Source organism: Pseudoalteromonas sp. XI10, from assembly GCF_001469895.1.
Lineage (GTDB): Bacteria > Pseudomonadota > Gammaproteobacteria > Enterobacterales > Alteromonadaceae > Pseudoalteromonas.
On the sequence record NZ_LOPY01000051.1, the window covers coordinates 300,006 to 314,074 of the forward strand.

Annotated in this window: 10 protein-coding genes; 5 read left to right on the plus strand and 5 right to left on the minus strand. The window is 41.1% G+C overall.

Annotation, left to right across the window (positions count from 1 at the left end; translation table 11 throughout):
• Nucleotides 1-586 precede the first annotated feature (586 nt).
• Complete coding sequence (locus AUR67_RS15680) at nt 587-1,219, minus strand: c-type cytochrome (protein WP_054561153.1); 633 nt, start codon at nt 1,217-1,219, stop codon at nt 587-589.
• A gap of 283 nt (nt 1,220-1,502) precedes the next feature.
• Here AUR67_RS15680 and yihA point away from each other — a divergent pair, with 283 nt between their 5' ends.
• Nucleotides 1,503-2,150, plus strand: a complete 648-nt coding sequence (gene yihA, locus AUR67_RS15685) for a ribosome biogenesis GTP-binding protein YihA/YsxC (RefSeq protein WP_054561154.1) — start codon at nt 1,503-1,505, stop codon at nt 2,148-2,150.
• 4 nt (nt 2,151-2,154) lie between these two features.
• Here the strand turns inward: yihA and AUR67_RS15690 are convergent, their stop codons facing one another.
• Nucleotides 2,155-2,673, minus strand: a complete 519-nt coding sequence (locus AUR67_RS15690; protein WP_058585959.1) for a DUF1285 domain-containing protein — start codon at nt 2,671-2,673, stop codon at nt 2,155-2,157.
• Nucleotides 2,673-3,260: a YceI family protein gene (locus tag AUR67_RS15695; RefSeq protein WP_058585960.1), complete on the minus strand. Its 588-nt coding sequence runs from the start codon at nt 3,258-3,260 to the stop codon at nt 2,673-2,675. The genes AUR67_RS15690 and AUR67_RS15695 overlap by 1 nt, the downstream gene beginning before the upstream one ends.
• 423 nt (nt 3,261-3,683) lie before the next feature.
• Between AUR67_RS15695 and AUR67_RS15700 the strand changes: the two genes are divergently transcribed.
• Nucleotides 3,684-4,604 (plus strand): esterase/lipase family protein, encoded by a 921-nt coding sequence (locus AUR67_RS15700; protein ID WP_058585961.1) that lies wholly within the window; start codon nt 3,684-3,686, stop codon nt 4,602-4,604.
• Nucleotides 4,605-4,805: 201 nt separating this feature from the next.
• Here the strand turns inward: AUR67_RS15700 and polA are convergent, their stop codons facing one another.
• Nucleotides 4,806-7,541 carry a DNA polymerase I gene (polA, locus tag AUR67_RS15705; RefSeq protein WP_058585962.1) on the minus strand — a complete coding sequence of 912 codons (2,736 nt, stop codon included), beginning with the start codon at nt 7,539-7,541 and terminating at the stop codon, nt 4,806-4,808.
• 511 nt (nt 7,542-8,052) lie between these two features.
• On the opposite strand from polA, the gene elbB reads away from it, so the two are divergent.
• The 3 genes from elbB (at nt 8,053) to AUR67_RS15720 (ending at nt 12,044) form a co-directional block, all read left to right on the plus strand.
• Nucleotides 8,053-8,703 (plus strand): isoprenoid biosynthesis glyoxalase ElbB, encoded by a 651-nt coding sequence (elbB, locus tag AUR67_RS15710; RefSeq protein WP_058585963.1) that lies wholly within the window; start codon nt 8,053-8,055, stop codon nt 8,701-8,703.
• Nucleotides 8,704-8,885: 182 nt separating this feature from the next.
• Complete coding sequence (locus AUR67_RS15715) at nt 8,886-9,278, plus strand: c-type cytochrome (protein ID WP_054554118.1); 393 nt, start codon at nt 8,886-8,888, stop codon at nt 9,276-9,278.
• Between the two features lie 201 nt (nt 9,279-9,479).
• Complete coding sequence (locus AUR67_RS15720; RefSeq protein ID WP_058585964.1) at nt 9,480-12,044, plus strand: diguanylate cyclase domain-containing protein; 2,565 nt, start codon at nt 9,480-9,482, stop codon at nt 12,042-12,044.
• Here the strand turns inward: AUR67_RS15720 and rep are convergent.
• The gene (gene rep, locus AUR67_RS15725; protein WP_054561162.1) at nt 12,034-14,046 is read right to left on the minus strand and encodes a DNA helicase Rep; all 2,013 of its coding nucleotides are present in this window, start codon (nt 14,044-14,046) and stop codon (nt 12,034-12,036) included. The two genes, AUR67_RS15720 and rep, sit on opposite strands and share 11 nt — an antisense overlap.
• Nucleotides 14,047-14,069 lie beyond the last annotated feature (23 nt).

Genomic DNA, 14,069 nt, shown 5'->3' on the forward strand with positions numbered 1-14,069 from the left:
AAGGCGGTAGAGAAAACATCTCTACCGCCTACTAATCTGAGCGCCAATTATCTGGACACTTCTCCCTTCGACTTTTTAGTCTTTATTATTTTTATTATTATTGTTTATCCATTTTGTTATTGTTTTAACCTTCCGTGTAGCATTCCATTTTGTTTTTATTATTAAACTTCCATGAGCTTTTATTATTCTCGGTCAATCCTGACGCTTTTTTGTTATTTCCTTTAGGACACCTAACCAGTGTCAACCCCTAAAGACTTGCCGCAGTCACTTTCCTTATTACATTGTCCATGTTGTTTTTGCTGTCTCAGCGACAGTGGTTAATTTACTCATTAATAATTTTGTTACAACTGATTTATATAATTTTTCTTACAGATAAGATATTGCAACAAGCCCAACTTATTTAATAACAAAGAGTTATCTATAAAATTGAAATAAAAATAAGATTTAGCTTACAGCTCGATATGGACAATGTCTCACAAAGGCGTGGGAGATTTCGACATGGTTTAAATACAAAAAAAGCAGCTTGCGCTGCTTTTTTCACACTAATCACATATTACTGCGGAGTATTTCTACCCGCAATCAGACTTTAGTGTAAGCCACCTAAGTATTTTGAAAGTACTTCGATGTCTTTGTCTGTTAGCTTTTTAGCGATGTCTTGCATCATACCGTTTAAGTCGTTATTACGCGTACCATCACGGAATTTTTCAAGTTGTGACTTGATGTATTCTGGATGTTGGAACGAAACTTTCGGGAATTTAGCTAGTGATGTACCGTTACCACGAGGACCGTGACACGCAGCACATGCTGGAATACCACGCTCAGCATCACCGGCTTTATAAAGCTGCTGACCTACTTCTACTACATCTTTAGGTGTTGTACCTTCAGACATATTTAAAGAAGAGAAGTAAGCTGCTAGGTCTTTCATGTCTTGATCGCTAAGCGGCATAGCCATACCACTCATTACTGGATCCATACGACCTTCTTTGCCGCCAGATGTCATACCTAATTTAAACTCTTGTAATTGTTTATAGATATAATCTGCGTGTTGGCCTGCAATTTTAGGGTAGATATTAACCGGTGCATTACCGTCTGGGCCGTGACAAGCCGCACACGTTGCCGATTTCTCTTTACCTGCGTTTACATCGCCATCAAATGCTGTTGCGTTGCTTGCTGACAACGTACCAAGCAATATAGTTAAAGATAGTGCTATTTTTTTCATGGTGAATTCTCTGTTTCCGACCCTGTATCATCTACAATATGGATGTTGTGATTTCTATATTCTACACGATAATAAATTCTCTGGCACGTTTTCTGCCCACATTAAGCTCATAATTTATAGGGATTTGACTTAGATTAAGTTTATACCTAGTAATTTTCCTAATTTAAAGCCAATTTAGCACGCTTAAATACGCTTTTGAATGCTGCTTTAATAGTATAAAATACGTGCCTTAAGTGGAAATTAGCCACTGTTTGTTATTTTTTATAAAAGACTAGGAGAGCCTGTGCTCAAATCTCGTATCAAATACAATACTGCGTCCTTTGTTACCAGCGCACCTGATATCTCACGCTTACCTGCTGATACGGGGATTGAAGTCGCGTTTGCTGGTCGCTCTAATGCGGGTAAATCAAGTGCTTTAAACACGTTAACAGATCAAAAGTTAGCACGTACTTCTAAAACACCCGGCCGTACTCAGCTGATCAATACCTTTGAACTTGATGCCGATAAACGCCTTATCGACTTACCGGGCTATGGTTTTGCTAAAGTTCCTATCGAAATGAAGAAGAAATGGCAAAAATCGCTAGGTGAATACTTACAAAAACGTCAAAGCTTAAAAGGTATCGTTGTTTTGATGGATATTCGCCACCCGTTAAAAGATTTAGACCGTGACTTAATCGACTGGGCCGTGGGCAGCGAAATTCCAGTGTTGGCACTATTAACTAAAGCCGACAAGCTAAAACAAGGCGCGCGTAAAGCTCAAGTTTTACAAGTTCGTCGTGAGTTAAGTAGTTTAGATGGTGATATTACAGTACATGCCTTCTCTTCACTAAAAGGCACAGGCTTACCTGAAGTTGCTAAAAAGCTCGATGAGTGGTTCTTAGGACCCATTGAAGCGCAAGCACCTGAGTCTGACGAACAGCCAGAAGCTTAATCGCTTAGGCCAAGTAATAACGCTTGGCTAATGATTCTATATAGTAGCCCTGCTCGTCTGAGCAGGCTATTTCGGCCCACTGATAATAAACATTTCTCGATACCCTCGCAGCCAAGCCATGTGCTAATTGAAGATAAGGCACACTGACACCTTCAAATTCACATAATGCCAATGGTTGCTTTGCTGAAACCAACCAAGCGCGCTGTAAATTATCAACGCAACAAAGAGCTCGACCTTGTTCTGTCTCTTCAAAGCGCCAATCAATAATAATAAAGGGCACATCTTCGACCGTGATAGCCATTTTCTCGACTGGTGTTTTTAAAAAATAACTATCTGCTTCTTTGCAAAGCACAGAGGCAAAGAGTTTAACCATTGCCTCGCGCTTTATTTCACTGCCGGCATAAAACCACCGCCCTTGCGCATCAATCAATATAGGCACTTGCCCACAGTTTTGTGGCTGCCATTGATCAAAAGGTTTATCGGGTGCCTGAAGAGCGGCTTCTAAGTCAGCAAGTGATTGCATTATTTTTCTTTATCTAGCGTCAAAGAAAATGTTACAGGAACAGCTGTCGCAATTGATGGTAAACCCGCAAGTTTTTGTAACTCGCTAATACCTTCTGTTACTTTGAAATCACTTGCATTAATAATCACCGGCGTAAACGATGAAACAGTAACATCGCCTTTCGGTGACATATTGGCAAGTACATCAATTGTTAGCTCTTTCTTGTTGCCATGAAAGTCTAATTCAGCTTTCAAACCTTTAAGCACATGTTGACCTGGTTTTAGCGTTAACAGCGCTTTGCTTAAATCAGCAGTTAACACTGCATTAGGGAATTTAGCTGTCTCAAATAACAACTTGGTCATGCGCTCATTGCGGATAGGGATCAGAGTCTCAACCGATGTCAGATCGATCATCAACTTAAATTGACCTTGCTCGTTAAGTGTACCCGACACGTTTTTGAAATGATGCGCTTCTGCAACTGAATTCTTTTTGATAGACACAAAGCTCACATTGCTTTGCTCATTATTAACTTGCCAGTTTGCGCTGGCTAAAGGGGCAACTAAAATACTCGATAATGAAAAGGCAGCAATTGCCAAAGATTTAAACATAACGCATTCCTTCGAAAGTAAATGAGAATCACTTTGATGGTATCACTTGCGTATATTTGTGCAATGAATTGCATGATAAGAAAAGAAAAAGCGACTCACTCAACAAGGAGTGAGCCGGTATAGCAAACTGGGGAGAAGCTATCAATACGTTGCATCCTTTCAGATGCATCATCAACAGGATGTCCTACAGGATGAGGACGGCGCGGACTTTAGCAAATACCAGATTAAAAATAAATTGCATAACCGCAGAAACAATACAAATTGATAAACATATAACGAAACACTAAAACCTTCTTTTCTTATTTACTTAAAACTAACATTATAGCGAACCGTAATTTAGGGTATGGTGAATTAAAAGCACACTTAAACAAGGCTTTTTTAAGGCTTGTTAGTGATAAAAATTGCAGTAGAAGAGTAAAAGGTATGAAAAAAATCTCCTTAATTTTATTTGCTACCTTACTTTTTTTAATGACCCCCTACTGCCATGCAAAAAAAACAACGACACAATATCCGGTAATTTTAGTTCATGGGCTAATGGGATTCGATAACCTACTCGGCCTCGATTATTTTTATAATGTTGCTACAAGTCTCAACCAAGAGGGTACCTTGGTATTCACGCCAGCGGTCTCGGCTATTAATAGCTCTGAAGTACGGGGCGAACAGTTACTCACTCGCGTAAAAGCAATTTTAGCACTGACTGGCGCCAAAAAAGTAAACTTGATTGGCCATAGCCAAGGTGCGCAAACAGTGCGCTATGTTGCTTCAGTCAGGCCTGATTTAATTGCCTCTGTGACTAGTATTGGTGGTGCAAACTATGGCAGTGGCATTATTGATCTAATTAGTCAAAAACTACCTGCAAATTCTCAAGCTGAACATGCTGCGAGGTTCATATTTGATGCATTCGGTGGTGTTATTTCACTACTATCAGGTAACAGTGATTTACCACAAAATACACTGGGTGCATTAAATAGCTTAAGTACACAGGGTGCTCATGCATTTAATCAAAAATACCCTGAAGGATTACCGGTAAATAAATGCGAGCAAGGTCAGCTAGTTGCCGAAAATGGTGTGTATTATTTTTCGTGGAGTGGTACAGCAGCATTCACCAATATACTGGATCCAACCGACTTGCCCATACTGCTTGGTTCGTTACTTATTTTAGGAAAAGATGATGGCCTTGTATCGCGCTGCAGCAGTCATTTAGGACATGTCATCAAAGATGATTATGAAATGAACCACTTAGATGAGATTAATCAGTTTATTGGTTTGCACAATTTTCGGGAAGTTGACCCTATTGAGCTTTATCGCGAACACGTAAAGAGATTGCAGGAGTTGGGGTTATAAACAAGTTAGCAAGTTAGCAAGTTAGCAAGTTAGCAAGTTAGCAAGTTAGCAAGTTAGCAAGTTAGCAAGTTAGCAAGTTAGCAAGTTAGCAACCCTAGACAACTTACAATCTGTGTCAAGTAACTCACTAACTTTACTCTTTCCCCTAGCAACTCGCTAACTTTTAACCTGATAGCTGACAGCTCTCATCTATTGCGACTATTAGTGGGCCTGTTGCCAGTTGTCACCGCTGTCGGCTTCAACAATCAGAGGCACATCAAGAGTCGCGGCTTCTGACATTAGCTTACAAATTTCAGCTTTATAGTCGTCCACAGATTCTTCTTTAATTTCGAACACTAATTCATCGTGCACTTGCATTAGCAGCTTCACTGAACCTTCAGCTTGCGCGTTCACCCACTGATGAACTTTTAGCATCGCTTTTTTGATGATATCAGCAGCAGTACCTTGCATTGGGGCGTTGATAGCAGCACGTTCAGCGGCTTTACGACGAGCGCCGTTACGGGCATTGATTTCTGGTAAATGTAAGCGACGACCAAAAATCGTTTCTACATACCCTTTATCAGCTGCTTTTTCACGAGTTGTTTCCATGTACTCAAGTACGCCAGGGAAACGCTCGAAGTATTTATCAATATAATGCTGTGCTTCATGGCGTGGTACATCTAACTGGCGTGATAAACCAAACGCCGACATGCCATAAATTAAACCAAAGTTAACCGCTTTGGCTTTACGACGCATATCGCTGGTAACCTCTTCAAGGCTAACCCCAAAGACTTCTGCAGCGGTTGCGCTGTGCACATCTAAACCATTCGCAAACGCAGTTAATAGGCCTTTATCTTGTGATAAATGCGCCATGATACGTAATTCAATTTGGCTGTAATCGGCAGCCACAATTTTATGGCCAGGTGCAGCAATAAAGGCTTCACGAATTCGACGGCCTTCTTCTGAACGAATTGGAATATTCTGTAAGTTAGGATCCGTTGAGCTTAAACGCCCTGTTGCTGTTACAGCTTGATGGTAAGAGGTATGCACTCGCTTAGTGCGCTCATCAACCATTAGCGGAAGTTTATCTGTGTAGGTTGATTTAAGTTTAGATAAACCACGGTGCTCAATAATCACTTTTGGTAATGGATAATCATGAGCAAGTTCTTGCAATACTTCTTCTGCTGTCGAAGGTGCACCCTTAGGTGTTTTCTTGATAACAGGCAGCTCAAGTTTTTCAAACAAAATAGCTTGCAGTTGCTTAGGTGAGCCTAAGTTAAATTTTTCACCTGCAATATCATAAGCTTCTTGCTCAAGCTCTAACAGGCGTTCACCTAAACGTTGGCTGTGAGCTGCCAGCATGTTGCTATCAATTGCAACACCAGTACGCTCAATATCAGAAAGCACTGTGACAAGTGGTAACTCAATATCTTCGAATACTGATTTTAATTGGCTATCGGCATCAATTTTTGGCCATAACACTTGGTGAAGACGTAGCGTTATGTCGGCATCTTCAGCAGCATAAGGCGCCGCTTTTTCTAGCTCAATTTGGTTAAACGTTAACTGCTTTTTACCTTTACCGGCAATATCTTCAAAACTGATATTTTTGTGGCCTAGGTATTTCAGTGCCAGCGAGTCCATATCATGGCGGCTACCTACACTATTAAAGACATACGACTCCAACATAGTGTCGTATTTAATACCCTTTAACTCGAAGCCCGCATTTGCTAACACGCTTTTATCGTATTTAAGGTTTTGCCCCACTTTCGCTTTGTTTTCGTCAGCTAAGATTGGGCCAATTTTTGCCATTACTGTTTCTAAGCTTAATTGCTCTGGCGCATCAGGGTAATCGTGAGCAACCGGAAGATAAGCCGCTTCACCCGCCTTAACCGCAAAGCTCATACCAACCAATTGCGCTTGCATATAATCAAGGCTGGTTGTTTCTGTATCAAAAGCAAATAATTCAGCGTCATTTAACTGCGCCACTAAGGTATCAAGTTGCTCTTCAGTTAAAATAGTTTCGTAGTGCGCATCAGCAACTTTTGGTAGTTCGTTAGCTTCTGTTGGTACATCTAAATGCGTGTCAGCGTCTTTAGGGTTATCAAGTAGTTCAGCTAACCAACGGCGGAACTCACACTCACCATAAAGTGCAATCAGTTCGTCACGATTAGGCTCTTGCAGCTTAAAGGTTTCAAGATCTGACTCAACCACAACATCACACTTAATTGTTGCTAATTCATAGCTAAGTGGCAGATGATCAAGTGCAGCAGCAAGTTTTTCACCAATCTTGCCTTTAATTTCACCTGCATGATCAATAACACCTTGCAATGATCCATATTTTTGTAGCCATTTCACTGCTGTTTTTGGACCACAGCCGTCAACACCAGGGATGTTATCGACCTTATCACCCATTAAAGCAAGGTAATCAATGATCAACTCAGGACCAACACCAAACTTTTCAACCACAGTTTCTGGATCTGAAATGCTATCTGTCATGGTATTGATAAGCGTAACATGCTCATTAACAAGCTGCGCCATATCTTTATCGCCAGTTGAAATCAGTACATGACGCTGCTGCTCTGACGCTATACGCGCAAAGGTACCAATAACATCGTCAGCCTCAACACCTTCAATACTAATCAGCGGGAAACCCATTGCTTTAATAATGTTATGCAGTGGTGCGATCTGTGTGCGTAAGTCATCCGGCATTGGCGGACGATTCGCTTTGTATTCACTGTACATGTCATTTCTGAAGGTTTTACCCTTGGCATCAAATACCACCACCATGTGCGACGGATCATATTGCTTGATCAAACTCTTAAGCATATTAACTACGCCATAGATTGCGCCTGTCGCTTCACCTTTTGAGTTAGTAAGGTGCGGTGGCGAATGGTATGCACGGAATAAATAAGAAGAACCATCTACAAGAATAAGTGGATTTTCAGGGATCTGAGCCATGGTGAAATTGGATCCTAATTGAATAACATTAAATTGTTTGTAAGCATGCCATAAGGCCATGAAGAAAACGACTGTGAATTATTAACCAATAAAGGTTTATGACAGAGCAAGCTGTGGATAACTTTGTAGATAACAGACAGAGTTAATTCTCCCAAAATGAAAAAACATTTAGGAAAATTTAGTAAGTTCATGTTTTGATTTAAAAAAGATATTACGGCGTTCTTTTTTTATTATTTTTGTCCGATGTGGAAAACGGTTTTAGTAGCGATAACCTTTTGCTTATTCGATACCGAATTAACATCCCTTTTCATAACCGGAGGAGTATTCTAGCATAATGGATCAAAGATCATAGCGATCCTTTATACTTTTTTTTTCGTTAGTAATTTATAAAAAGGCATAAACAGCTATTCATCACGCTTTGCGAGTTATCAAGCGACGAAAATTTTTTATTTTGTCGCCATGCTCGTATCCTTGTTAAACTAAAGCTAGTCGCATTAAGGAGAGTTCAAAAATGAAAAAAGTTGCTGTAGTTTTAGCTGGTTGCGGTGTTTACGACGGCGCAGAAATCAATGAAGCCGTATTAACCTTATTACATATCGCAAAAGCAGGCGCGAGCTATCAATGCTTCGCACCCGATATAGAACAAATGCACACCATTAATCACCTAACAGGTGAAGAAATGACACCTAATCGTAATGTGCTAGTTGAAGCCGCACGTATTGCCCGTGGTGAAATTAAAGCGCTCACTGAGCTAAATGTAGATGAATTCGATGCCTTGATCGTACCAGGTGGCTTTGGCGCTGCGAAAAACCTATCAGATTTTGCCGTTAAAGGCGCAGATGCCCAAGTTCAAGATGATGTACTGACAAGTGCGAAGGCCTTTGTCGATGCCAAAAAAGCAGCTGGTTATATGTGTATTGCTCCTGCCATGCTGCCGCTTATTTATGGTAAAGGTGTAAAAACAACCATTGGTAACGATGCAGACACCGCTGCCGCTATCGAGCAACTTGGTGGAGCCCACCAAAGCTGTGCTGTGAATGATATTGTTGTCGATCCTCAGCATAAAGTGGTCACAACCCCTGCCTATATGTTGGCCCAAAGCATTTTAGATGCTGATGCGGGTATCGAAAAATTGGTCAACAAAGTATTAGAGCTTGCTTAAACATCAAGCTAAGAGCCAGTATTTAATGCTGGCTTTTCTTGCGCTAACGCAAAAAAATGACGGTTTTTCTCAAGAAAAAGCCTTTTAGATCATTTTATAAATTGTGGCTTAGCGTTATAATCGTTCTAATTTCCGTCAGATATCGTGATTGATCACGTTCAAATCGAAGTGAGCAAGGCAAAATGAAAAAACTATCAGCTGCATTATTACTGCTAGCAACAACGGCATATGCACAAGCGTATGACAACTCTTTGACTGAAGATGCAATTAAAAAGCGTCTAGCGCCAATTGGTTCTGTATATCTAGAAGGTGATAAAGCTGCGGTCGCTGCTGAACCTACAGGTCCTCGTTCTGGTGAACAAGTTTACCAAGCAGCATGTTTTGCTTGTCATGGCACTGGCGCACTAGGTGCACCTAAATCAGCTGATGATTGGGCTCCGCGTATTGCTAAAGGCATGGACACTCTACTTGACCATGCAATCAACGGTTTCAACGCGATGCCTCCTAAAGGTACGTGTATGGACTGTTCTGATGAAGAGATCAGCGCTGCTATCGATTTCATGACTAGCAAGTAACAGTTCAAAAACTAATACTAAGGGCTTAATTTTATTAAGCCCTTTTTTTATGTCTTTTTTAGCGCGCTAGGCTAGCCCTGTAGCCAATTCAGACCCATGATAAATTACCATTTTGTTAACACCTGTTACTTGACGATCTAATAAAAAAGTGGAACTATAAAGGACGAAATTTAAACAACAATAAGATCTGGTTCTAAATCATTGGAAGATTCAGCAACACACATTGATAAGCTAGGCCGTAAAAATGCTCGCTTAAAATCGCTTTTACAAAAGTATAAGCAATCACATCACTTGCAACATGCTCTTTTACAATTATCAGAGCAAGCAAGTACTGTTGCCGAATTAACCCTGCTCTACCCTGCTATCCACAACATTCTGCAAGACTATATCCCAAGTAAAAACTTCTTCGTTGTGTTGCATAACCCGGTTTACGATAACCTTGAGCTATCTTATTTCGCCGATGAAAAAGATGGTCTTTCAGTACCGTTAAAATATGAGCAGTACTTTAAAGAAGGCCTCACGGGTTACGTATTTAAACAAGGTAAAACCTGTTACTTTACCAAACAACAAACAGAGCAAGCGGTTGAACAAGGCTTACTTAAGTGCTTTGGTACGCCAGCTGAGCATTGGGTTGGAGTACCCGTCTATCGCGATAAAGTCATTATTGGCGTCATGGTCGCGCAAAGCTATGACAATAAACAAGGCTACTCTGAGCAGCAAATTGAGTTGCTCGAAGCGATGTCATTATATTTAGCGACAGCGATTGAACGAGTTAAAAAACGTGAGCTGCTCGAATCTGAAGTAAAAATTCGCACCCGAGCACTGACACAAAGCAACCAAGCGCTCAACGACGAAATTCAACAACGTAAAAATGCGCTAGAACGCCAACAGATCTTGTTTAAAATATCTGAGCTGGCAACGCAAAGTAAAAACCTCGACGATGTATATCAGCATGTTCATAACATTATAAAAAATATTACCTATGCAGATAACTTATACATCGCATTGTATGACCAACAGTCACATTGGTTGAGTTTTCCTTACTGCGTCGATGAATTTAACGATAATGGTAAACCAAGGCCATTTGCTAAAGGCTACAGTGAACTAGTGCTCAGCACTGAACAGTGCCAAGTCATAGATAGTGAAAGAGCAAAAGAGCTTATCAAGCTAGGCGTAGTAGAAAGACCGGTTAATGTACCACCAGAGCGCACTGCGACTAGTTGGTTAGGTGCGCCGCTTAAAACATCACAGGGCGTTATTGGTCTCATTGTTTGCCAAGCTTACAATAATAAGCATGAATTTAGTCAGGATGATTGTGAGCTAATCACCTTTGTATCGCATCAAATTGCTAACGTTATTCAAACTCACCTAGCCAACCAAGAGTTAAAGCTTAGTCACCAAAAGCTTGAGCACCGAGTCACTGAAAAAACCAAAGAACTTCGCCAAGCCAATATGCACCTGCAAATGCAAATTGAAGAGCGTAAAAAAATAGAACAACAGCTGTACCACGATGCACACCATGACTCACTAACCAGTTTACCGAATCGCAGTTTATTCTTAACTCAGCTTGAAAAAACATTGCAGCACTACCAGCGCTACCCAGAGCAGCAGTTTGCAGTGCTATTTATTGACCTTGATAAATTTAAAGACATCAACGATCATCTCGGTCATCAAGCGGGCGATCAATTTTTAATTGGTGTTGCTGAATCTTTCTCGCATTGTATTCGTGAGCATGATTTGCTTGCACGTTTAGGTGGCGATGAGTTTGTGATATTGCTCACTCACTTAACAGAGCAACAGCAAGCCCAAGATGTTGCCAAACGTATCATCGAAATTATGAGAAAACCTTTCTGTATGAAGGGTCAGTGCATTCAAAGTGGTGCCAGTATTGGTATTACTTGCTCAAAACCCAGCTACAAACACACCGATGAAATTATACGTGATGCAGATGCAGCCATGTATTACGCGAAAAATGCAGGCCGTAATCGCTTTGAATGCTTCCATCCGCTGCTTAATGCCAGCAATGTACAGCATGATGCTGACAATATGCATCACTTAGATGATTTGCCTATGCACTTTAGAAGTGCCGAAATCATTACCTTGGATGAACAATCTCGCGCAGAGTCTTTACTCGAAGCATTTGGTGAACACCCAGTACTTGGTAGCACCAGCTTTGAAGTGCTTAAGAAGTTTGCGACCGATAGAGTACAGCACTTTGAGGTTGAACTTAATTTATTAAAACAAGCCTTCAGCTTAGTAAGTGACAGTAATCTAGAAAAAGTATTGTTCCCTTGCTCTGGTTTAGTCCTTGAACGTATTAATTTTCAAGCACTGTGTAAGCTATTAAAAGCCCACGATGCGAATAGAATGTGTTTATTATTCAACGAACAAGAAATTCGTTATGCATCGGCAGTACAAATTGAAAATCTAAAAAACTTGGTTGCACAAGGATTTTCGATTGGTTTAAATGAATTTGCTAAAGATCGCTGTGAGTTAAACTTACTAACAGAGTTCCAATTCGATTACTTGTTATTAAGTTCAACGTTCAGTAAGCGTGTACTACAGCAAGAAAACTATCACCTACAACTGCAAGGTGTGCTGGCGATTACTAAGCTGCAAAATATCCAAGTAATCGCGAAAGGGCCGTCAATTTTTAACTACCGCACGTTACTCGATAAGCACGGATTGTCATTGTTTATTGGTAAGCAACATGCGCTGGCGCCCTTCGAACACGAAGCACCGAGCGCACAATTTATTACTTCTTAAGCATCGCTCTTAGATTAGCTACACGAGCTTGGCCTTTTTCCATGCGCTCAGCCTGTGAAGACGGTGGTTTTTTCGCTTCGAAGGCTAAATCATCTTGTGGTAACTCCTGTACAAAGCGACTGAGCTCAGTATCTGAAGTTTCACCAAATTGACGACGTAACTTAGCATAAGTCATTACCAGCTCTTGCTGAGCACGTGTGATACCTACATAAGCAAGACGACGCTCTTCTTCAACGTTATCTTCATCAATACTTACTTGGTGCGGTAATAACCCTTCTTCCATACCAACCATGAACACATACGGGTACTCCAAACCTTTTGAAGCATGCAGTGTCAGTAATTGTACCGCGTCAGATTCATCTTCTTCTTCGTTACGTTCAAGCATATCGCGCAAAGTCAGTTTACTAACCACTTCAGCAAGGTTCAGCGGTGGATTGTCTGCATCCCCCGTTAGCATGTCGGTGATCCAACGGTAAAGCTCTGATACGTTTTTCATGCGCATTTCAGCGGCTTTTGCACTCGGTGATGACTCATAAAGGTATGCTTCGTAGTTAATTTGCCTAACTAACTCTTTCACAGCCTCAAGGGTATCGCCGCGTACCGCATTATCAGAAAGCTCAACCACCCAACGGGCAAAACCAGCTAAGGCATTAAAACCACGGCCTTTTAAGCGGTGTGCAAGTTCAGGTTCAAAACAGGCTGCAAATAAACTGATGTGCTTTTCATTAGCAAGGGTGCCTAGTTTTTCAAGTGTGACCGTACCAATCTCACGGCGTGGCGTATTTACAATACGTAAAAAAGCATTGTCATCATCTTGGTTCACCAATAGGCGTAAATACGCCATGATATCTTTGATCTCTGAACGCGAGAAAAATGACATGCCGCCGCTGATTTTATAAGGAATGCGGTTGCTCATAAGTGCTTTTTCAAACACTCGCGCTTGGTGATTACCACGATATAAAATCGCGTAATCTTTATAGCTGGTGCGTTTCATGAATTTATGAGAAATTATCTCTGCCACTACTCGCTCTGATTCATGCTCTTCATCACGACAACCAATTACTTTGATAGGCTCACCATAACCAAGCTCACTGAATAGCTTTTTATCAAACTCGTGAGGGTTATTGGCAATCAAAATATTCGCCGCTTTTAGAATTCGCCCTGCGCTTCGGTAGTTTTGTTCGAGCTTAATTAAACGTAAGCCCGGAAAATCTTTACTCAATAGCACAAGGTTTTGAGGCTTAGCACCGCGCCATGAGTAAATTGATTGGTCGTCATCGCCTACCACGGTAAAACGAGCTCGCTCACCCACCAATAATTTAACCAGCTGATACTGACTGGTATTAGTATCTTGATACTCATCCACCAGCAAGTAACGAAAACGCTGTTGCCAACGCTCACGCGCAGTGGCATTTTGGCCCAGCAACAAAGTAGGGATCATGATCAGATCATCAAAATCTAGGGCGTTGTAAGCACGTAATTGATTTTGATAACGCGCATATAGCTGAGCAAACAAGGCTTTTTGTGGCTCACGGGCTTCGCGAACGGCACGCTCTGGTAGAATCAACTCGTTCTTCCAGCTACCTATTTGCATCTTCAGTAGATTGAGTAGATCTTTGTCTTTTTTAAGCTCTTCTTCAGTCAACTCAGCTAGTAACTGGTTGGTATCTTGATCATCAAACAACGAAAAACCAGGTTTAAAACCTAGCGTCGTTAATTCTTTTTTGATGATCTCAAGGCCAAGGGTGTGAAACGTTGAAACCCATAAGCCTTTCGACTCTTGTTTACCCAGTGTTTGCGTTACACGCTCGCGCATTTCTTTTGCGGCTTTATTGGTAAAGGTTACCGCCGCAATATTGCGCGCTTGATACTCACACTTTTGCACCAAGTAAGCGATTTTATTAGTAATAACACGCGTTTTACCAGATCCCGCACCGGCTAATACCAGGCACGGTCCACTTATATACTTTACCGCTTCATCTTGTTTTGGGTTGAGTTTCATAAGCCCCTAAAGAAATTATCCAA

What these genes read in the sequence shown, in the direction of transcription:
- AUR67_RS15680 (WP_054561153.1), bottom strand. Translation starts at nt 1,219, where the DNA reads ATGAAAAAAATAGCACTATCTTTAACTATATTGCTTGGTACGTTGTCA.
- AUR67_RS15690 (WP_058585959.1), bottom strand. Translation starts at nt 2,673, where the DNA reads ATGCAATCACTTGCTGACTTAGAAGCCGCTCTTCAGGCACCCGATAAA.
- AUR67_RS15695 (WP_058585960.1), bottom strand. Translation starts at nt 3,260, where the DNA reads ATGTTTAAATCTTTGGCAATTGCTGCCTTTTCATTATCGAGTATTTTA.
- AUR67_RS15700 (WP_058585961.1), top strand. Translation starts at nt 3,684, where the DNA reads ATGAAAAAAATCTCCTTAATTTTATTTGCTACCTTACTTTTTTTAATG.
- polA (WP_058585962.1), bottom strand. Translation starts at nt 7,541, where the DNA reads ATGGCTCAGATCCCTGAAAATCCACTTATTCTTGTAGATGGTTCTTCT.
- elbB (WP_058585963.1), top strand. Translation starts at nt 8,053, where the DNA reads ATGAAAAAAGTTGCTGTAGTTTTAGCTGGTTGCGGTGTTTACGACGGC.
- AUR67_RS15715 (WP_054554118.1), top strand. Translation starts at nt 8,886, where the DNA reads ATGAAAAAACTATCAGCTGCATTATTACTGCTAGCAACAACGGCATAT.
- rep (WP_054561162.1), bottom strand. Translation starts at nt 14,046, where the DNA reads ATGAAACTCAACCCAAAACAAGATGAAGCGGTAAAGTATATAAGTGGA.